A 19,166-nucleotide genomic window follows, 5' to 3' on the forward strand; every position below is an offset into this window, starting at 1 on the left:
TCAGGTTCTCTCCGTTTTGCTTAACCACATCTCATCCATGCCGCCCCCACGGATCTGCATGGGATACACGTGCTCACTGCCGTCGACGGTGACATCGACAAACACCAGCCGGCCATTTTTCACCTGCGCCAGGGCCTCGCTCAGCTTCGCTTCCAGCTCATCGGGGCGGGTAATGCGGATACCCACGTGGCCGTAGGCTTCGGCCAGGCGGGCAAAGTCCGGCAGGGATTGCATATAGGACTGTGAGTGGCGACCGGAGTAGATCATATCCTGCCACTGCTTCACCATCCCGAGATAGCGGTTATTAAGGTTAAGCACCAGCACCGGCAGCTCATATTGCAGCGCCGTGGACAGCTCCTGAATGTTCATCTGGATACTGCCATCGCCGGTTACGCAGACCACCGTCTCCTCCGGCAGGGCCATTTTCACCCCCAACGCGGCGGGCAGGCCAAAGCCCATCGTGCCGAGGCCGCCGGAGTTGATCCAGCGCCGTGGCTTATCGAAAGGATAATAGAGGGCAGCAAACATCTGGTGCTGACCGACGTCAGAGGTGACGTAGGCATCGCCATCGGTCAGGCGCCAGATAGCTTCAATCACCGCCTGCGGCTTGATGCTCTCGCTCTGGGTGTCGTACTTCAGACACTGACGGGCGCGCCAGCCATCAATCGTCAGCCACCAGTCGCGAATGTCATCGAGGGGCTGCACGCTCTCTTCCTGGGCCAGCAGCTCCAGCATCTGCTCCAGCACCAGCCGGGCATCACCCACGATGGGGACATCCGCCGCTACCGTTTTCGAGATCGAGGTCGGATCGATATCAATGTGCAGCACCGTGGCGTTCGGGCAGTACTTCATCAGATTGTTAGTGGTGCGATCGTCGAAACGCACGCCGACGGCAAAGATCACGTCGGAGTGGTGCATCGTCATGTTGGCTTCATAGGTGCCGTGCATTCCCAGCATCCCGAGCGCCTGACGATGGGTGGACGGAAATGCGCCTAATCCCATTAATGACGAGACGACCGGCAGGTTCAGCTTCTCGGCCAGCTCGCGCAGCTGTTTGTCACAGGCGGAGTTGATCGCCCCACCCCCAACGTAAACCACCGGCTTTTTCGCCGCGATCAGCGTCTGCAGTGCGCGCTTGATCTGCCCCTTGTGGCCCTGGGTGGTGGGATTGTAGGAGCGCATGCTCACTGACTCCGGCCAGACGTAGGGGAGCTTATTTGCCGGGCTCATAATGTCTTTCGGCAGATCGACCACCACCGGACCAGGACGGCCGGTAGAAGCTAGCCAGAACGCCTTTTTCAGCACGCCGGGGATATCTTCCGCCTGTTTAACCAGGAAGCTGTGTTTTACCACCGGGCGGGAGATCCCCACCATATCGCATTCTTGAAAAGCGTCGTAGCCAATCAGCGAGGTAGCAACCTGTCCGGAGAGCACCACCAATGGAATAGAGTCCATGTAGGCGGTAGCAATGCCGGTGATGGCATTGGTTGCGCCAGGCCCGGAGGTCACCAGCACCACGCCCACTTCGCCCGTAGCGCGTGCTAGCCCATCCGCCATATGAACCGCTGCCTGCTCGTGCCGCACCAGCACATGCTCAATCCCGCCTACCGTATGCAGGGCGTCGTAGATATCAAGGACGGCCCCTCCAGGGTAACCAAAGACCTGCTTTACCCCCTGATCGATGAGCGATCGGACGACCATCTCGGCTCCAGACAACATCTCCATGACTTGCCTCCAGGCATTTGTTCATTGTCAGTTACCTTAACCGTTGATTCCGGGGCAGGCAATTAGCAAACGATTAGCGTCGCGACGGCAAAAAAGAGGAAGCGGGAGGTGAATAAAAAGTTATTGGTGGATTCAACTACGATAGGGAAAGCTGATGATGGTTCATCATTTAAAACGGGCGACGTACAGCGATTCATCCATTTTTCACCTGCTGGCAAAGCGCAGGCAAATAGCAGATTAGTCAAAAATAGCGTAGATGAGGCCATGTGCAGCATAAACCGGATAGAAGCTATCCGGTTTTATTAATAGCTATACGCGGCGGCAAACGTCAATGAGTAACTCTTCCATCCACTGATGGCCTTTGTCACGCCCGGCGGCCTCGTGCCATGACAGAAAACAGGTCCGGCTATTACGCTTTAACGGCAGCGGCATAATTTGTAACTCCAGGCTGTCGGCAAATTTTTCGCTTAGCCAGCGCGGGGCAATACAGACCAGATGGGTTTGCGAGACGACATTAAGTACGCTAACCAGCGCCATGCCCTGATAGGCAATACGGCTCTGTTTATCCGGCGTGTCATACCATGGCTGACTAAAAGAGGCATAGCGTTCAAGGGAAACCACCGCATGCTCTTCAATATATATATCAGTCTCTTTTAACGGCAGATGGATCCGCGGATGATTTTTGCTGGCTACCAGCACCATTTCATCATTAAAAAGCGGCAGGCAAGAGAACTCAGGACGCTTAAACTCCTCATAGCCAACAACAAATCCCGTTTCCTGATAGCGCAGCTGATGTTCAATGTTTTTATCGAGCGCCGAGCTAAAAACTAAATGTATATTTGGTGCCTCTTTTTCAATCCGGTTGTAGATCGTTGACGTCAGATAGGTATCCAACGGACTGCAGATACAAATATGGAAAATGCGCTCGCTTTTTAGTGGGTCAAAGCCCGAGCCAGGGAGTTCATTCTGAATAAGCTGCAGCGCCTGGTGAACCGAGCCGAAGAGCTGATAGGCCCGGGCCGTAGGCTTGATGCCGCGGCCATAGCGGGAGAAGAGATCGTCGTTAAACAGCACCTTAAGCCGGGCTACCGCATTACTCACCGCTGGCTGTGACATGCCAAGATTACGCGCGGCGCGGGTGATATTTTGCTCCTGCATCACCGCATCAAAAACGGTTAATAAATTCAGATCGACCTGCCGGAGCTTTGATTTCATATCATAAGGTACCGAGAGATATTCACTGTTGGCTTCTGACATTTTTGACTCCACTGTCATGCTAAACTCCTTTTGCCGGCAAGCGTAGCGCTTGGCTATAAATATGATTTGTTAAACATATAAATAAGCAAAAGCAGTATCGTATAATTTAAGAAAAAATACAGGGCAATTTTGGACACCTTCGCGAGAAAAACGTACGCGATAAAAGCGAAAGTCACGCCGTGCTTTTTTATTGCACAACGCATAACCTTGACGCTATGGGGACAATGTAAACATAAACATCATGAATAACCAAAGCAATATATACTTAAAAGCAAATTCAGATAAACTAAATTCGACTAATTAATTATTGGTAAAATGAATATTAATTGTTCCAGTATTGTGAATAAATATATTAAAAAGAGATTATAAAAACATTTAAACCAGCCAAATCAATCAAATAAACCCGCTTTTATAAATGTGACAATATATATATTTCTGTAAATAAAATATGTCTACTGGAAAACAACCGAGACCGCAGGTAATCAACAAATGTAAATGTTCGAGCAGGCTCTCCTGAATAGCACAATAATCTACCGCACCGATCCCACGCGCAGCGTTTTTTCCGCCTCTGCTGTTGACATCAATGGCCATATCCAGTACCACTTAAAGCATATCGATTTCATCTGGAGCCTGACGCATGATTCGCAACGTTCGTATCGCCGGTCTACTACTACTAAACGCATCCTCATTGCGCGGTGGACTGGTGGGCGACAAACAGAGTTAAGTCAGCTTCCGGTTAAAACAGAGAACCCGCGCCAATGCGCGGGTTTTTTTATGCTCGTAGCACAAGGCGACTTCCGACAGACAAGGACCTAAACCATGAGCCAGCAGCACGTTACCATTTTCGATACCACCTTACGCGACGGTGAACAGGCGTTACAGGCAAGCCTGAGTGTAAAAGAGAAGCTGCAGATTGCACTGGCGCTTGAGCGTATGGGCGTGGACGTGATGGAGGTAGGCTTTCCGGTCTCTTCCCCAGGCGATTTTGAGTCTGTCCAGACCATCGCCCGCCAGGTGAAAAACAGCCGCGTCTGCGCCCTGGCGCGCTGCGTCGAGAAAGATATCGACGTGGCGGCAGAGTCGCTGAAGGTCGCCGAGGCCTTCCGCATCCATACCTTTATTGCTACCTCGCCGATGCATATCGCTACCAAGCTGCGCAGCACCCTGGACGAGGTGATCGAGCGCGCGATCTATATGATTAAGCGCGCACGTAACTATACCGACGACGTCGAGTTCTCCTGTGAAGATGCGGGCCGTACCCCGATTGCCGATCTGGCGCGAGTGGTTGAAGCGGCGATTAACGCCGGGGCGAAAACTATCAATATCCCTGATACCGTCGGCTACACCATGCCCTTTGAGTTTGCCAATATCATTACCGGCCTGTATGAGCACGTACCTAACATCGATCAGGCCATTATCTCTGTCCACACCCATGACGATTTAGGCCTCGCCGTCGGCAACGCCATTGCCGCAGTCCATGCCGGTGCGCGCCAGGTTGAAGGTGCGATGAACGGTATTGGCGAACGTGCCGGTAACTGCTCGCTGGAAGAGGTGATCATGGCGATTAAGGTGCGCAAGGACATCATGAACCTGCAAACCCGCATCAATCACCAGGAGATCTGGCGCACCAGCCAGGTGGTTAGCCAGATCTGCAACATGCCGATCCCGGCGAACAAGGCGATTGTTGGCACCGGCGCGTTTGCTCACTCCTCGGGTATTCACCAGGACGGCGTGCTGAAAAATCGTGAAAACTACGAAATCATGACCCCAGAGTCTATCGGCCTGAACCAGGTGCAGCTGAACCTGACCTCCCGCTCCGGCCGCGCGGCAGTGAAACACCGCATGGATGAGATGGGTTATAAAGAGAGCGACTACAGCCTGGATAACCTGTACGACGCCTTCCTGAAGCTGGCGGATAAGAAGGGCCAGGTCTTTGATTACGATCTGGAGGCGCTGGCCTTTATCAACAAGCAGCAGGAGGAACCAGAGCATTTCCGTCTGGACTACTTCAGCGTGCAGTCCGGCTCCAACGATATCGCCACTGCCTCCGTGAAGCTGGCCTGCGGTGATGACGTGAAAGCCGAAGCGGCTAACGGCAACGGCCCGGTTGACGCGGTCTATCAGGCGATCAATCGCATCACCGACTACAACATCGAGCTGGTGAAATATGGTCTGAGCGCCAAGGGCCACGGTAAAGATGCCCTGGGCCAGGTGGATATCGTCGTCAACTATAACGGCCGCCGTTTCCACGGCATGGGCCTGACCACCGATATCGTGGAGTCCTCTGCCCGCGCCATGGTGCACGTGCTGAATAATATCTGGCGCGCCAATGAAGTTGAAAAAGAGCTGCAGCGCAAAGCGATAAAAGAAAACAACCAGGAAACCGTGTGATGTCTAAAAATTATCATATTGCAGTTTTGCCGGGCGACGGCATTGGCCCGGAAGTGATGGCGCAAGCCTTGAAAGTACTGGAAGCTATTCGGGCGCGTTTCTCCCTGCGCATTACCACCAGCCACTACGACGTAGGCGGTATTGCAATTGACCGCCACGGTAATCCGCTGCCGCAGGCGACCGTGGCTGGCTGCGAGCAGGCCGATGCGATCCTGTTCGGCTCGGTCGGCGGCCCGAAGTGGGAGCACCTGCCCCCGGCCCAGCAGCCAGAGCGCGGCGCGCTGCTGCCGCTGCGTAAGCACTTTAAGCTGTTCAGCAACCTGCGTCCGGCGAAGCTGTACCAGGGGCTGGAAGCCTTCTGCCCGCTGCGGGCAGACATTGCCGCCAACGGTTTTGATATTCTCTGCGTGCGCGAGCTGACCGGCGGGATCTACTTTGGCCAGCCGAAGGGCCGTGAAGGCAGCGGCCAGCATGAAAAAGCGTTTGATACCGAGGTCTATCACCGCTTCGAGATCGAGCGCATCGCCCGCATCGCCTTTGAGTCTGCGCGCAAGCGCCGGAATAAAGTGACCTCTATCGATAAGGCCAACGTGCTGCAAACCTCTCTGCTGTGGCGTGAGATCGTAAACGACATTGCAAAAGAGTACCCGGACGTTGAGCTGGCGCATATGTACATCGACAACGCCACCATGCAGCTGATCAAGGATCCGTCCCAGTTCGACGTCCTGCTCTGCTCTAACCTGTTTGGCGACATCCTCTCTGACGAGTGCGCGATGATCACCGGCTCGATGGGGATGCTGCCCTCGGCCAGCCTCAACGAGCAGGGCTTTGGCCTGTATGAGCCCGCAGGCGGCTCGGCGCCGGACATCGCCGGGAAAAACATTGCCAACCCGATTGCCCAGATCCTCTCTCTGGCCCTGCTGCTGCGCTATAGCCTGAACGCCAATGATGCGGCGGATGCCATTGAAGCCGCTATTAACCGCGCGCTGGAAGAGGGTGTGCGTACCGGAGACCTGGCCCGCGGCAGCGCGGCGGTGAGTACTGATGAGATGGGCGACATTATTGCCCGCTACGTAGCGGAAGGGGTGTAATCATGGCTAAGAGTTTGTATGAGAAGTTGTTTGACGCCCACGTGGTCTATGAAGCGCCAAACGAAACCCCGCTGCTCTATATCGACAGGCATCTGGTGCATGAGGTGACCTCTCCGCAGGCGTTTGATGGCCTGCGTGCGCATCATCGCCCGGTGCGCCAGCCGGGTAAAACCTTCGCCACCATGGATCACAATGTCTCTACCCAGACGAAAGATATCAACGCCTCAGGCGAGATGGCGCGCATTCAGATGCAGGAGCTGATCAAGAACTGCAATGAGTTTGGCGTAGAGCTGTACGATCTGAATCACCCCTACCAGGGCATCGTCCACGTGATGGGGCCGGAGCAAGGCATTACCCTGCCGGGGATGACCATCGTCTGCGGCGACTCCCATACCGCCACCCACGGTGCCTTCGGCGCACTGGCCTTCGGGATCGGCACCTCGGAAGTTGAGCACGTATTGGCGACCCAGACCCTGAAGCAGGGCCGCGCCAAAACCATGAAAATTGAAGTTCAGGGCCAGGCCGCACCGGGTATCACAGCAAAAGATATCGTGCTGGCGATCATCGGCAAGACAGGCAGCGCGGGCGGTACCGGCCACGTGGTCGAGTTCTGCGGCGAAGCTATTCAGGCACTGAGCATGGAGGGTCGGATGACCCTGTGCAACATGGCCATCGAGATGGGTGCCAAAGCGGGTATTGTCGCCCCTGACGAGACCACCTTTAACTATGTGCGAGGCCGTCTGCACGCGCCGAAGGGCAACGATTTCGATGAGGCGGTGGCCTACTGGAAGACGCTGAAAACTGACGAAGGCGCAACCTTTGACACCGTGGTCACGTTGCAGGCGGCAGAGATCGCCCCGCAGATCACATGGGGAACTAACCCAGGTCAGGTTATCGCCGTCGGCGAAAACATTCCCGATCCGGCTTCGTTTGCCGATCCGGTTGAACGTGCCAGCGCGGAGAAGGCGCTGGCCTATATGGGCCTGAAGCCGGGCATTCCGCTGACCGAGGTGAACATCGACAAGGTGTTTATTGGCTCCTGTACCAACTCGCGTATTGAAGACCTGCGCGCGGCGGCAGAGATCGCCAAAGGGCGCAAGGTTGCACCAGGCGTTCAGGCGCTGGTCGTGCCTGGCTCAGGCCCGGTGAAAGCCCAGGCGGAAGCGGAAGGCCTGGACAAGATCTTTATCGAGGCGGGCTTTGAGTGGCGCTTGCCGGGCTGCTCTATGTGCCTGGCGATGAACAACGATCGTCTGAATCCGGGCGAGCGCTGCGCCTCAACCAGCAACCGTAACTTTGAAGGTCGCCAGGGACGTGGAGGACGCACCCACCTGGTCAGCCCGGCCATGGCTGCTGCCGCCGCCGTCACCGGCCACTTCGCCGATATTCGCAGCATCAAATAAGGAGACCACCATGGCAGAGAAATTTATCCAGCATACCGGCCTGGTCGTCCCTTTGGACGCCGCCAACGTTGATACCGATGCGATCATTCCGAAGCAGTTTTTACAGAAGGTGACGCGTACCGGCTTCGGCGCACATCTGTTTAACGACTGGCGTTTCCTCGACGACAAAGGCGAGCAGCCTAACCCGGAGTTCGTGCTGAACTTTCCGCAGTACAGAGGGGCTTCAATCCTGCTGGCGCGGGAGAACTTTGGCTGTGGCTCCTCGCGCGAGCATGCGCCCTGGGCCCTGACCGACTACGGTTTTAAAGTGGTTATTGCGCCGAGCTTCGCCGATATCTTCTACGGCAACAGCTTTAACAACCAGCTGCTGCCGGTCACGCTGAGCGACGACGAGGTAGATGAGCTGTTTAGCCTGGTGCAGAGCAATCCCGGCATCTCCTTCGTCGTAGACCTGGAGGCGCAGAAGGTCGTCGCCGGGGAGAAATCCTACAGCTTCAATATCGACGCATTCCGCCGTCACTGCATGTTAAACGGGCTGGACAGCATTGGCCTGACGCTGCAACACGAAGAGGCTATCTCTGCTTACGAACAGCGGCAGCCCGCCTTTATGAACTAATTTGCTAGCGTTTTGAGACCTTCTAAGCGGCGGGGAGCGATCCCCGCCGCTTTTTTATCTATTGAATTCCTTAGCTTTCCTAAATTAATTAATGCTCGTTATAAAATAGTGTTGACGCGCATAGCCGATCGCGCCTATCATTTGTCTATCGATCGTTAACTAATTAACGACCCCAGACAAAAATCAAGCTTAAGGAACACCACCATGAAATCGATTAAAACGCTTATTGCCGCCGTTGCCCTCTCTACCCTCTCATTTGGTGCGTTTGCTCAGAGCGTAACTGCCAGCGGTACCACTATTGATGATGCCGAAGCAAAAATCGCCGCTCAGGCAGAGCAGGCCGGTGCTTCTTCCTATAAAATCACCGAAGCCAACGTCAACAACACCGTGCATATGACGGCTGAGCTGTATAAATAAGTGCTGTATTGCCCGGCGGCATTACGCCTGCCGGGCCTACACATCCTTCACCCGCATTGTCAGCCCCAGCGTCAGCAGTGATATCCCCGCGATAGCCCAGTAAACCACCCCATGGCCATAGCTTTGCGCCAGCGCCCCTTGAATGACCCCTGCTAAAATCACTCCGGTAGAGATACTGTTGGTAAACAGCGTGGTGGCCGATCCTGCCCGTCCCGGCATCAGATCCTGAAACCAGAGCATGCCGATCCCGGCAACAATTCCGATAAAGACCGCATTAAAGAGCTGTAAGAGCAGGAGCGCGTGTTGGCTATGAAAGAAGAGCAGCCCGATGTAGAACAGCACTCCCGCCGCTACCGCCAGGGTCATCATCCGCCGCTTGCCGATGCGTTTAACGTAGTAACCGGCCAGGATCATCGCCGGGATCTCTAGCCCGGCGGCGGTGCCCATCAGGATCCCCGCCAGCCGATCGGGCAGGCCGAGATCCCCGCTGATCCACAGCGGCATATCGATGATGTACATGGTATTGCAGGTCCACATCAGCGTGGAGGCGACAAACAGCTTGCGCACGTTGCCGTCGCGCCAGCCGCTTATCTGCGTGACCGCCACATCCGCTGGCTGCTCCACCCGTGCCACCGACGGCAGGATCAGCGCTATCAGCGCCAGGCTGATGATAAAGATCCCGGCGGCGATAGTGAACATGGCGGTAAAGCCGTAGTTCAGCGCCAGCATAAAGGCCAGCGGCGGACCGATCACCCATGCCAGCGAGAGCTGGGCGCGCATCACGGAGCTGAACATCACCACCTCACGGGCGGAGCTGTCGGCATACTCGCGGGCAAGGGCAAAGAGCTGCGGCATGGCGGTATTAGCCAGCGAAGCCAGCAGCACGCCGCAGGTGATAAGCGTTAAGTAGTGGCGGTTAAAGGCGAACAGCAGCGCGTTGCCCACCGCCATCACACAGCAAAACATGATCAGCTTGCGGCGATCGCCCTGGCTATCGGACCGTTTCGCCAGCCACAGGCTGACGAGGATCCCGGCGATGGCGTTGACGGTGTAGAACAGCCCTACCCAGAACGGCTCGGCCCCCACCTCGCGGCTGAGAAAAAGGCTGAGCGTCGGCGCCTGTAATGCTCCGGCGATACCCATCATAAATGCAACGATCATAAACGCGGCATAGACCCCGTTTAGCCGCCTTCCCATTGTCATCAGCCAGAGCATAAGCATCCTTTTAGCGTGTGAGAAAAGAAAAAAGCCAGCAGGATCATAGCTGCTGGCGTGGCGATAAGCACCAATACTCAGTCACACAGGATGAAAGCAGTTGGGCACCGCTTTCATCTGCAAGGATTATTGGCTTAATATAGGGAAAAATAAATTGCTGACTTTTTGCCGGGAGTTCCCCTTTTATGTCCTCTGGTCGTCTGCAACAACAGTTTATCCGCCTCTGGCAGTGCTGCAACGGCGCCTCGCGGGAGACGACGCTGAACGAGCTGGCGGAGCAGCTAAGCTGTTCCCGCCGCCATATGCGCACCCTGCTTAACGCCATGCAGCAGCGCGGCTGGCTGACATGGGAGGCGGAGGCCGGTCGCGGCAAACGCTCGCGCCTCTCCTTTCTCTATACTGGCCTCGCGCTCCAGCAGCAGCGGGCAGAGGATCTGCTGGATCAGGATCGCATCGATCAGCTGGTACAGCTGGTGGGCGATAAAAGCGCCGTACGACAAATGCTGGTTTCGCACCTTGGCAGAAGCTTTCGTCAGGGACGGCATATTCTGCGCGTGCTCTACTACCGGCCATTACGCAACCTGCTGCCCGGCACGGCCCTGCGCCGCTCGGAAACCCACATTGCCCGCCAGATCTTCAGCGCGCTCACGCGGATAAATGAGGAAAACGGGGAACTGGAGCCGGATATCGCCCACCACTGGAAATGTCTCTCCCCGCTTCACTGGCGTTTTTATCTGCGTCCCGGCATTCACTTTCACCACGGTCGCGAGCTGGAGATGAGCGACGTCATCACCTCCCTGCAACGGGTTAATGCCCTGCCGCTCTACTCGCATATCACCGGGATCGTCTCACCTACCTCCTGGACGCTGGATATTCATCTCTCCCAGCCCGACAGCTGGCTACCGTGGCTGCTGGGTCACGTACAGTCAATGATCCTGCCCCGGGAGTGGCCGACCATGGAGAACTTTGCCAGCCTGCCGGTGGGCACCGGGCCGTACGCGGTCACGCTTAATAACAGCAACCAGCTGAAAATCCACGCTTTTGATGACTACTTTGGCTTTCGGGCGCTGATTGATGAGGTGAACGTCTGGGTGCTGCCCGACGTCAACGACGATTTAAGCGCGGGCCTGACGCTGGAGGGGCCCGGTGGCGAGGAGAAAGCCGTTGAGAGCCGCCTTGAAGAGGGGTGCTACTACCTGCTGTTTGATGCCCGCACTGGTCGCGGGGCCAGCCAGCAGGTGCGAGAGTGGGTGAGCCAGATCCTCTCTCCAGCAAGCCTGCTGTTTCACGCCGAGGAGCATCACCAGCGCTACTGGTTCCCGGCCTATGGCCTGCTGCCGCGCTGGCATCATACCCGGCCGGGCGGCAGCGAGAAGCCTGCCGGACTGGAGTCGCTGACCCTGACCTACTACCGGGAACACATCGAACACCGGGTGCTGGCCCAGACCATGAGCGCCCTGCTGGCGGCGCATCAGGTGACGCTGCACATTCAGGAGGTGGACTACGAGGAGTGGCACAGCGGCGACGCGGTGAGCGATATCTGGCTCAACAGCGCTAACTTTACTCTGCCGCTGGATTTCTCACTCTTTACCCACCTCTATGAGGTGCCGCTGCTGCAGAAGTGTATTCCGCGCGACTGGCAGGCAGATGCCACGCAGTGGCGAGCGGGCGAGATGAACTTAGCCGCCTGGTGCCAGCAGCTGCTGGCGGGCAAGGCGATTGTGCCGCTGATCCATCACTGGCTGATGATCCAGGGGCAGCGCAGCATGCGCGGCCTGCGGATGAACACCCTCGGCTGGTTTGATTTTAAATCGGCATGGTTTGCGCCCCCAGATCCTTAGCGCTTTCAGAATGCTGACATAATCACTACAATAAGGCCGTGCTCAACGGGGTGCTGCGCGATGCGTGTGCTGAGAAAATACCCGTCGAACCTGATCCGGATAACGCCGGCGAAGGGATTTGAGGCTGCTACTCAAAATCCTTTGCCACTCTCTTTCTATTGAGGTGCAAAGTGTTAAAAAAATGTCTGCCGCTGCTGCTACTCGTGGCCGCCCCCGTTTTTGCCGCCCCGGCTTCTGATAAACCCGTTCTCACCGTCTACACCTACGACTCGTTCGCCGCCGACTGGGGGCCAGGTCCTGCGGTAAAAAAAGCCTTTGAAGCCGACTGTCACTGTGAGCTGAAGATGGTGGCGCTGGAGGATGGCGTCTCGCTGCTCAACCGTCTGCGCATGGAGGGCAAAAACAGCAAGGCCGACGTGGTGCTGGGCCTCGACAATAACCTGCTGGAGGCCGCCAGCCAGACCGGGCTGTTTGCCAAAAGCGGCGTGGCGGCCGACGCCGTTAACGTCCCCGGCGGCTGGAAAAACGACACCTTTGTGCCCTTCGACTACGGCTACTTCGCTTTCGTCTATGACAAAAACAAGCTGAAGAATCCGCCGAAGAGCCTGAAAGAGCTGGTAGAGAGCGACCAGAAGTGGCGGGTAATCTATCAGGATCCGCGCACCAGCACCCCAGGGCTGGGCCTGCTGCTGTGGATGCAAAAAGTCTACGGCGATAAAGCACCTGAGGCGTGGCAGAAGCTGGCGGCAAAAACCGTCACTGTCACCAAAGGCTGGAGCGAAGCCTACGGCCTGTTCCTGAAGGGCGAGAGCGATCTGGTTCTGAGCTACACTACCTCTCCGGCCTATCATCTGATCGAAGAGAAAAAGGATAACTACGCGGCGGCGGACTTTAGTGAAGGCCACTACCTGCAGGTAGAGGTCGCTGCCCGCACCGCAGCCAGCAAGCAGCCCGCGCTGGCAGAGAAGTTCCTCAAATTTATGGTCAGCCCGGCGTTCCAGAACGCCATCCCGACCGGCAACTGGATGTACCCGGTGAGCAAAGTAACGCTCCCCGCTGGCTTTGACTCGCTGACGAAGCCGAAGACCACCCTGGAGTTCACGCCGCAGCAGGTCTTCTCCCAACGCGCTGAGTGGATTAACACGTGGCTTCGCGCGACCAGCCGCTAATTCCCGGCTGGCTGCTGCCCGGCGCTGCCGCTGCCACCCTGCTGGTAGCGGTGGCGCTGGCGGCGTTTCTTGCCCTCTGGCTCAACGCGCCGACCACCGACGTCTCGGCGCTGTGGCACGACAGTTACCTGCGCCACGTCGTGGCCTTCTCCTTTGGCCAGGCGTTTCTCTCTGCCCTGCTCTCGGTGACGCCCGCTATTTTCCTGGGCCGCGCCCTCTATCGCCGTCGCTTTCCCGGGCGGCTGATGCTGCTCCGCCTCTGCGCAATGACCCTGATCCTGCCGGTGCTGGTGGCGGTCTTTGGCATCCTCACCGTCTACGGTCGACAGGGCTGGCTGGCGTCGCTGTGTGACTCGCTCGGCCTGCCGTGGGGGTTCTCACCCTACGGGCTGAGCGGCATTCTGCTGGCGCACATCTTTTTTAACCTGCCGATGGCGACCCGCCTGCTGCTGCAAGCCCTGGAGCAGATCCCCGGCGAGCAGCGTCAGCTTGCCGCCCAGTTGGGGATGCGCGGTTTCGCCTTCTTCCGCTTCGTCGAGTGGCCGTGGCTGCGGCGGCAGATCCCCCCGGTGGCGGCGCTGATCTTTATGCTCTGCTTCGCCAGCTTCGCTACCGTGCTGTCGCTGGGCGGCGGCCCCAGGGCGACCACCATTGAACTGGCGATCTACCAGGCCCTGAATTTCGACTACGATCCCGGCCGCGCCGCGCTGCTGGGACTATTGCAGATGATCTGCTGCCTGGCGCTGGTGCTGCTTAGCCAGCGTCTGAGCAAGGCCATTCCGGTGGGCAGTAACCAAATCCAGGGCTGGCGCGATCCGCAGGACAGCTGGCGCGCTCGGCTGGGGGATGGCCTGCTGATTGGCCTGGCGCTGCTCCTGCTCCTGCCGCCCTTGCTGGCAGTGATCGTCGAGGGGATAAACCGTAACCTGCCCGAGGTGCTGGCCCAGCCGGTGCTGTGGCAGGCGGTGTGGACCTCTCTGCGCATTGCCCTGCTGGCCGGTCTGCTCTGTGTGATCCTCACTATGATGCTGCTCTGGAGCAGCCGCGAGCTGCGGGCGCGCGGACAGCTGCGCCGGGGACAGGCGCTGGAGCTGAGCGGGATGCTGATCCTCGCCATGCCCGGCATCGTGCTGGCAACCGGCTTCTTTCTGCTGCTCAACAACTCTGTGGGTCTGCCTACTTCGGCGGATGGGATCGTGATCTTTACCAACGCCTTAATGGCTATCCCCTACGCCCAGAAGGTGCTCGATAACCCGATGCGGGACATCACCGCCCGCTACGGCCTGCTGTGTGAGTCGTTGGGCATGCGCGGCTTTTCACGCCTGCGGGTGGTAGAGCTGCGGGCGCTGCGGCGGCCGCTGGCCCAGGCGCTGGCCTTCGCCTGCGTGCTCTCTATCGGCGACTTTGGGGTGGTAGCGCTGTTTGGCAACGATGACTTCCGCACGCTCCCCTTCTATCTTTACCAGCAGATTGGCTCCTACCGCAGCCAGGACGGCGCGGTGACGGCGCTGATCCTGCTGACGCTCTGCTTTGTTCTGTTTACCGTTATTGAAAAACTTCCGGGCCGCCATGCTAAAACTCACTGATGTCACCTGGCTCTATCAGCATCTGCCGATGCGCTTTACTCTCGCCGTCGAGGCGGGAGAGCAGATTGCCGTGCTGGGACCCAGCGGCGCGGGGAAAAGCACGCTGCTCAACCTCATCGCCGGTTTTATCCAGCCGGTGAGCGGCACGATTTTAATTGGCGAGCGGGAGCATACCGCTACGCCGCCGTCGCGCCGTCCGGTATCCATGCTGTTTCAGGAAAACAACCTGTTCACCCACCTGACGGTGTGGCAGAACATCGGCCTCGGCCTGCATCCTGGCCTGAAGCTCAATGCCGATCAGCAGCAGAAACTGGCGGAGATTGCCGCTCAGATGGGGCTTGAGACGCTGCTCGATCGGCTGCCGGACCAGCTCTCTGGCGGGCAGCGGCAGCGGGTGGCGCTGGCGCGCTGTCTGGTGCGGGAGCAGCCCATCCTGCTGCTGGATGAGCCGTTTTCGGCGCTCGATCCGGCCCTGCGTCAGGAGATGCTGGCCCTGGTGCAGAGCGTCTGCAAGCGACAAAACATCACCCTGCTGATGGTCTCCCACAGCATTGAGGATGCCGCACGCATTGCCAGCCGGGCGCTGGTGGTGGCTGAGGGACGCATCGCGTGGGATGGCGCAACCGATGAGCTGGTCAGCGGTCGCGCCCCGGTCTCGGCGCTGCTGGGAATTGAACGTCAGTGACCGCTGACGATCTTACCCAGGATCGTTAAATAGGTGGGCATCAGCGGATGACAGGCCACCGCTACGCAGGCGATAACCGCCACGCCAAGCAGCAGGGGAGCCACCCACAGCAGCCGCCCGCGCGGCAGGTATTTTGTCAGCCGATCGCTGCCGGACCTGCCGCTGCGCCACAGTCGCCAGCAGAGCCATACCGCAATCCAGAGCAGCAGCGCCGCACCCAGCAGCAGCCACTTAAACGCCCCGCTCTGCTCATCAGCAGGAATATCGATCGCCGCCCCGGCGAGAATGCCCGGTAAAAAGTAGAACGGCGGCCAGAGTAGGCAGCCGATAACGTTAGGCAGCAAAAACTTGCTGACGGGCAGATCGAGCATCCCGGCAACCATCGGCACCAGCGGACGGGTTGGCCCAACAAAGCGGCCGACAAGGATGGTAAACATGCTGTGCTGGTGCAGGGCGTGCTCGGTCTTATCGAGCAGCGCCTTGTTCTTTTTCATAAACGACCAGCGGTGCAGCGGCTTCTTAAAACGCCACCCGAGCCAGAAGGAGATCCAGTCTCCCAGCAGGCAGCCGACAATGCCCGCCAGCCAGGCATACCAAAAGTTCACCTCGCCGCTGCCGATCAGCGCCCCCAGCCCGGCCATCATCACCGTGCCGGGCAGGATCAGGCCCACCAGCGCCAGCGACTCCAGAAAAGCTACGAGGGCGATCGCAATGAGCGTATAGGTCGCTGATTGAGTAATAAAATGTTCCAGAAATGCCTGCATACGCGGTCCGTTTTAGTGACGAAGCAGGGATTCTCCAGAGCCGGTAACGCCTCGTCAAGCTCACAATTGTCTGATTAGTTTACTGTCTGTATCAGAGGTCGGCGGCGGCATTTCGTTTCTTTACGTTATTCGCACCCGGCGCGGAACTCGCTCGGGCTGGCTCCGGTACATTTTTTGAACACGCGAGAGAAGTAGAGCTGGTCCTCAAAACCGACGTTGCGCCCCACGCTGGCGATAGGCATTCGCGTCGTGCTGAGCAGCAGCTTGGCCTGGCTGATGCGCTGATCCTCCCGCCAGCTGAGCACGCTCACCCCCAGCTGCTGGCGGAAGAGGTGCGACAGCCGCGACGGCGACAGACAGACGTGCTGCGCCACACCGGCGATATCGAAATGGTTGTCCGCCAGGTGATCGCTGATGTACTGGCAGGCGTCACGCACCCGATTATCCAGCGGCGGATGCAGCGATTCGTTGATCGCGTCCATCCGTCGCAGCAGCACCTGCTCCAGCAGGTTGATCGCCAGCAGTTCGCCATAGCGCCCGCTGCTCTGCCCGGCGCTGATAATCTGCGCAAACAGCTCGCTAAAGCGTGCCTGGTGCACCTCGTCAGGACGGAAATAGCCGGTCTGGGCAAAAAGGGTTGGCCAGGCCAGCCACTCATGCCAGTAGGCCCGCGGACGGAAGTAGACCCACTGGTGATACCACTCCCGCGCCTCAGGGTGACGTCCATAGTGGTGCACCTCGCCAGGGGGGAAAAGCAGGATGTCGCCGGGGCGGCAGACAAACTGGCGGCCATTGTTATTGACAATCCCCTCTCCCCGCACCGTCAGGTTGAGAATATAGCCTTTCATCCCCAGCGGGCGATCGACAAAGAAATCGAGGTAGCCGTCGGCCTCAATGGGCGTCAGACCCGCCACGAGATGGGCATTAAACGAATAGCCAGGCAGCAGAGGATCGGTTTGTAATTCAGCCATAAACAGCGCGCTCCAGGTAGTGGTCAAGGAAACCATTTGTCCATATTGGGTTTTATTTCACCACGCGGTGGCTCTGGTGAACCAGATATAAAAACCGCAGCGTGACAACCCCGCCAGATAAAAGCACTTTCCCCGTTTTGACTAATCTACACCGATAAAAAGGGGTAACAAAAGTGTCTATAAACCCGGCAGAAATGTCCACATTGAATATTTGCAGTGAATCACACTTTCAGCTGCCATAGCATTTTTATCCATAAGATTAGCGGATCCTGCCTGACGCTTTTTGCCCCCTGTCTCTAATGTTTCTCCATACGGTTATTTTGGATGGAGTAAGACGATGGCAATTGCAATTGGCCTCGATTTTGGTAGCGACTCGGTACGCGCCCTGGCAGTAGACTGCGAGCACGGCACAGAGATCGCCACCAGCGTGGAGTGGTATCCGCGCTGGCAGGAGGGGCGTTATTGCGACGCTCCGCGGAATCAGTTTCGCCATCACCCACGCGACTATATCGAGTCGATGGAAGCGGCAATCAAAAGCGTGCTGGCCCAGCTAAGCCCTGACCAGCGCGAACAGATCAGCGGTATCGGCGTGGACAGCACCGGCTCGACGCCAGCCCCGATCGACGCCGAGGGGCGCGTGCTGGCGCTGCGTCCGGAGTTTGCCGACAACCCCAACGCCATGTTCGTGCTGTGGAAAGATCACACGGCGGTTGAGGAAGCCGAGGCCATCACCCGCCTCTGTCACCAGCCGGGCAAAACCGACTACTCACGCTATATCGGCGGGATCTACTCCAGCGAGTGGTTCTGGGCCAAGATCCTGCACGTCACCCGTGAGGATGCCGCCGTCGCCCAGGCCGCCACCTCGTGGATTGAGCTATGCGATTGGGTCCCCGCCCTGCTCTCCAACACCGTCCGTCCGCAGGATATCCGCCGCGGACGCTGCAGCGCTGGACACAAATCCCTCTGGCACGAAAGCTGGGGTGGCTTGCCTCCGGCCAGCTTCTTTGACGAACTGGATCCGATCATTAATAAGCATCTGGCCTGGCCGATGTTTACCGAAACCTGGACCGCCGATCTGCCTGTGGGCAACCTGAGCCCGGAGTGGGCGCAGCGTCTGGGCCTGTCGGAGAAGGTGGTGATTGCCGGAGGCGCATTCGACTGCCATATGGGCGCAGTGGGCGCAGGGGCGCAGCCGAACACGCTGGTCAAAGTGATTGGCACCTCAACCTGCGACATCCTGATTGCCGATAAGCCCAGCGTCGGCGACCGAGCGGTAAAAGGCATCTGCGGCCAGGTTGACGGCAGCGTGGTGCCGGACTTTATCGGCCTTGAAGCCGGACAATCGGCCTTCGGCGATATCTATGCCTGGTTTGGCCGCATTCTCGGCTGGCCGCTTGAGCAGCTTGCGCTCCAGCATCCAGAGCTGAAAACCCAGATCCAGGCGAGCCAGAAACAGCTGCTGCCTGCCCTGACCCAGGCCTGGGCGGATAACCCTTCCCTCGATCACCTCCCGGTGATCCTCGACTGGTTTAACGGTCGCCGCACCCCTAACGCTAACCAGCGCCTGAAGGGGGTAATCACTGACCTTAACCTTGCTACCGACGCGCCGCTGCTGTTTGGCGGGCTGATCGCCGCTACCGCCTTCGGCGCGCGCGCCATTATGGAGTGCTTTACCGAACAGGGGATCGCGGTCAACAACGTGATGGCCCTTGGCGGTATCGCCCGTAAAAACCGGGTGATCATGCAAGCCTGCTGCGACGTGCTCAACCGTCCGCTGCAGATCGTCGCCTCCGATCAGTGCTGCGCTTTAGGCGCGGCCATCTTCGCCGCCGTAGCCGCAGGGGATCATGCTGATATCCCGACCGCGCAGCGCCATATGGCCAGCGCCGTCGAAAATACGCTCCAGCCTGCTCCGGCTCAGGCGCAACGCTTTGAACAGCTCTATCGCCGCTACCAGCACTGGGCGGCCAGCGCCGAACAACACTATCTCCCTTCAGCCGCGCCAGCGTCGCAGGCCGCTCTGACTCATTAAGGA

At 58.1% G+C, this 19,166-nt stretch carries 17 protein-coding genes and 1 riboswitch; of the genes, 12 read left to right on the top strand and 5 right to left on the bottom strand.

Features of this window, described 5'->3' with window-relative positions; genetic code table 11:
- Entirely contained in the window at window positions 1-1,725 is a 1,725-nt protein-coding gene (gene ilvI, locus WFN61_RS15560) for an acetolactate synthase 3 large subunit (RefSeq protein ID WP_312633371.1), read from the bottom strand.
- A gap of 108 nt (window positions 1,726-1,833) precedes the next feature.
- Here ilvI and WFN61_RS15565 point away from each other — a divergent pair, with 108 nt between their 5' ends.
- Complete coding sequence (locus WFN61_RS15565; RefSeq protein WP_312175421.1) at window positions 1,834-2,031, top strand: hypothetical protein; 198 nt, start codon at window positions 1,834-1,836, stop codon at window positions 2,029-2,031.
- Window positions 2,032-2,034: 3 nt separating this feature from the next.
- Here WFN61_RS15565 and leuO read toward each other — a convergent pair whose 3' ends face one another.
- A complete protein-coding gene (gene leuO / locus WFN61_RS15570; RefSeq protein WP_144817636.1) occupies window positions 2,035-3,000 on the bottom strand; it encodes a transcriptional regulator LeuO in 966 nt (321 codons plus the stop codon).
- Between the two features lie 619 nt (window positions 3,001-3,619).
- On the opposite strand from leuO, the gene leuL reads away from it, so the two are divergent.
- The 6 genes from leuL to WFN61_RS15595 all read left to right on the top strand — a co-directional run bounded on the left by leuL (window position 3,620) and on the right by WFN61_RS15595 (window position 8,900).
- Window positions 3,620-3,706, top strand: a complete 87-nt coding sequence (gene leuL / locus WFN61_RS20985) for a leu operon leader peptide (protein WP_103820724.1) — start codon at window positions 3,620-3,622, stop codon at window positions 3,704-3,706.
- A 95-nt stretch (window positions 3,707-3,801) separates the two neighbouring features.
- The gene (gene leuA / locus WFN61_RS15575) at window positions 3,802-5,373 is read left to right on the top strand and encodes a 2-isopropylmalate synthase (RefSeq protein WP_257759034.1); all 1,572 of its coding nucleotides are present in this window, start codon (window positions 3,802-3,804) and stop codon (window positions 5,371-5,373) included.
- Window positions 5,373-6,464 carry a 3-isopropylmalate dehydrogenase gene (leuB, locus tag WFN61_RS15580; RefSeq protein ID WP_042390427.1) on the top strand — a complete coding sequence of 364 codons (1,092 nt, stop codon included), beginning with the start codon at window positions 5,373-5,375 and terminating at the stop codon, window positions 6,462-6,464. The genes leuA and leuB overlap by 1 nt, the downstream gene beginning before the upstream one ends.
- A 2-nt stretch (window positions 6,465-6,466) precedes the next feature.
- The gene (gene leuC / locus WFN61_RS15585; protein WP_144817633.1) at window positions 6,467-7,867 is read left to right on the top strand and encodes a 3-isopropylmalate dehydratase large subunit; all 1,401 of its coding nucleotides are present in this window, start codon (window positions 6,467-6,469) and stop codon (window positions 7,865-7,867) included.
- A 10-nt stretch (window positions 7,868-7,877) separates the two neighbouring features.
- Window positions 7,878-8,483 carry a 3-isopropylmalate dehydratase small subunit gene (gene leuD, locus WFN61_RS15590; protein WP_144817632.1) on the top strand — a complete coding sequence of 202 codons (606 nt, stop codon included), beginning with the start codon at window positions 7,878-7,880 and terminating at the stop codon, window positions 8,481-8,483.
- A gap of 204 nt (window positions 8,484-8,687) precedes the next feature.
- Window positions 8,688-8,900: a YdgH/BhsA/McbA-like domain containing protein gene (locus tag WFN61_RS15595; protein ID WP_312272548.1), complete on the top strand. Its 213-nt coding sequence runs from the start codon at window positions 8,688-8,690 to the stop codon at window positions 8,898-8,900.
- Between the two features lie 36 nt (window positions 8,901-8,936).
- Here the strand turns inward: WFN61_RS15595 and WFN61_RS15600 are convergent, their stop codons facing one another.
- Complete coding sequence (locus tag WFN61_RS15600) at window positions 8,937-10,115, bottom strand: sugar efflux transporter (RefSeq protein WP_312632719.1); 1,179 nt, start codon at window positions 10,113-10,115, stop codon at window positions 8,937-8,939.
- A gap of 185 nt (window positions 10,116-10,300) precedes the next feature.
- On the opposite strand from WFN61_RS15600, the gene sgrR reads away from it, so the two are divergent.
- The 4 genes from sgrR to thiQ all read left to right on the top strand — a co-directional run bounded on the left by sgrR (window position 10,301) and on the right by thiQ (window position 15,396).
- Window positions 10,301-11,956: an HTH-type transcriptional regulator SgrR gene (gene sgrR / locus WFN61_RS15605; RefSeq protein WP_337038910.1), complete on the top strand. Its 1,656-nt coding sequence runs from the start codon at window positions 10,301-10,303 to the stop codon at window positions 11,954-11,956.
- 36 nt (window positions 11,957-11,992) lie between these two features.
- A riboswitch (TPP riboswitch) is annotated at window positions 11,993-12,091 on the top strand.
- Between the two features lie 35 nt (window positions 12,092-12,126).
- Entirely contained in the window at window positions 12,127-13,125 is a 999-nt protein-coding gene (gene thiB, locus WFN61_RS15610) for a thiamine ABC transporter substrate binding subunit (RefSeq protein ID WP_337038911.1), read from the top strand.
- Entirely contained in the window at window positions 13,101-14,711 is a 1,611-nt protein-coding gene (gene thiP / locus WFN61_RS15615; RefSeq protein WP_337038912.1) for a thiamine/thiamine pyrophosphate ABC transporter permease ThiP, read from the top strand. The genes thiB and thiP overlap by 25 nt, the downstream gene beginning before the upstream one ends.
- Window positions 14,695-15,396 (top strand): thiamine ABC transporter ATP-binding protein ThiQ, encoded by a 702-nt coding sequence (gene thiQ, locus WFN61_RS15620; protein WP_337038913.1) that lies wholly within the window; start codon window positions 14,695-14,697, stop codon window positions 15,394-15,396. Before thiP ends, thiQ begins: the two co-directional genes overlap by 17 nt.
- On the opposite strand, the gene WFN61_RS15625 is transcribed toward thiQ, so the two are convergent.
- Both WFN61_RS15625 and araC read right to left on the bottom strand, forming a co-directional pair.
- Window positions 15,390-16,160, bottom strand: coding sequence for a DedA family protein (locus tag WFN61_RS15625; protein ID WP_337038914.1), 771 nt, complete (start codon window positions 16,158-16,160; stop codon window positions 15,390-15,392). The two genes, thiQ and WFN61_RS15625, sit on opposite strands and share 7 nt — an antisense overlap.
- Before the next feature lie 125 nt (window positions 16,161-16,285).
- Window positions 16,286-17,131, bottom strand: a complete 846-nt coding sequence (gene araC / locus WFN61_RS15630) for an arabinose operon transcriptional regulator AraC (RefSeq protein WP_144817624.1) — start codon at window positions 17,129-17,131, stop codon at window positions 16,286-16,288.
- Between the two features lie 337 nt (window positions 17,132-17,468).
- Between araC and araB the strand changes: the two genes are divergently transcribed.
- On the top strand, window positions 17,469-19,163 hold the full coding sequence (araB, locus tag WFN61_RS15635; protein ID WP_144817623.1) for a ribulokinase: 1,695 nt from the start codon (window positions 17,469-17,471) through the stop codon (window positions 19,161-19,163).
- The last annotated feature ends 3 nt before the right edge of the window (window positions 19,164-19,166 follow it).

The organism is Pseudescherichia sp. AS216 (assembly GCF_037152055.1).
Classification (GTDB): Bacteria; Pseudomonadota; Gammaproteobacteria; order Enterobacterales; family Enterobacteriaceae; genus Pseudescherichia.

Coding starts and splice junctions, on each gene's coding strand:
- leuB (WP_042390427.1), top strand. CDS start 5,373: ATGTCTAAAAATTATCATATTGCAGTTTTGCCGGGCGACGGCATTGGC.
- leuO (WP_144817636.1), bottom strand. CDS start 3,000: ATGACAGTGGAGTCAAAAATGTCAGAAGCCAACAGTGAATATCTCTCG.
- sgrR (WP_337038910.1), top strand. CDS start 10,301: ATGTCCTCTGGTCGTCTGCAACAACAGTTTATCCGCCTCTGGCAGTGC.
- leuC (WP_144817633.1), top strand. CDS start 6,467: ATGGCTAAGAGTTTGTATGAGAAGTTGTTTGACGCCCACGTGGTCTAT.
- leuA (WP_257759034.1), top strand. CDS start 3,802: ATGAGCCAGCAGCACGTTACCATTTTCGATACCACCTTACGCGACGGT.
- leuL (WP_103820724.1), top strand. CDS start 3,620: ATGATTCGCAACGTTCGTATCGCCGGTCTACTACTACTAAACGCATCC.
- WFN61_RS15625 (WP_337038914.1), bottom strand. CDS start 16,160: ATGCAGGCATTTCTGGAACATTTTATTACTCAATCAGCGACCTATACG.
- araC (WP_144817624.1), bottom strand. CDS start 17,131: ATGGCTGAATTACAAACCGATCCTCTGCTGCCTGGCTATTCGTTTAAT.
- ilvI (WP_312633371.1), bottom strand. CDS start 1,725: ATGGAGATGTTGTCTGGAGCCGAGATGGTCGTCCGATCGCTCATCGAT.
- WFN61_RS15600 (WP_312632719.1), bottom strand. CDS start 10,115: ATGCTCTGGCTGATGACAATGGGAAGGCGGCTAAACGGGGTCTATGCC.
- araB (WP_144817623.1), top strand. CDS start 17,469: ATGGCAATTGCAATTGGCCTCGATTTTGGTAGCGACTCGGTACGCGCC.
- leuD (WP_144817632.1), top strand. CDS start 7,878: ATGGCAGAGAAATTTATCCAGCATACCGGCCTGGTCGTCCCTTTGGAC.
- WFN61_RS15595 (WP_312272548.1), top strand. CDS start 8,688: ATGAAATCGATTAAAACGCTTATTGCCGCCGTTGCCCTCTCTACCCTC.
- thiQ (WP_337038913.1), top strand. CDS start 14,695: ATGCTAAAACTCACTGATGTCACCTGGCTCTATCAGCATCTGCCGATG.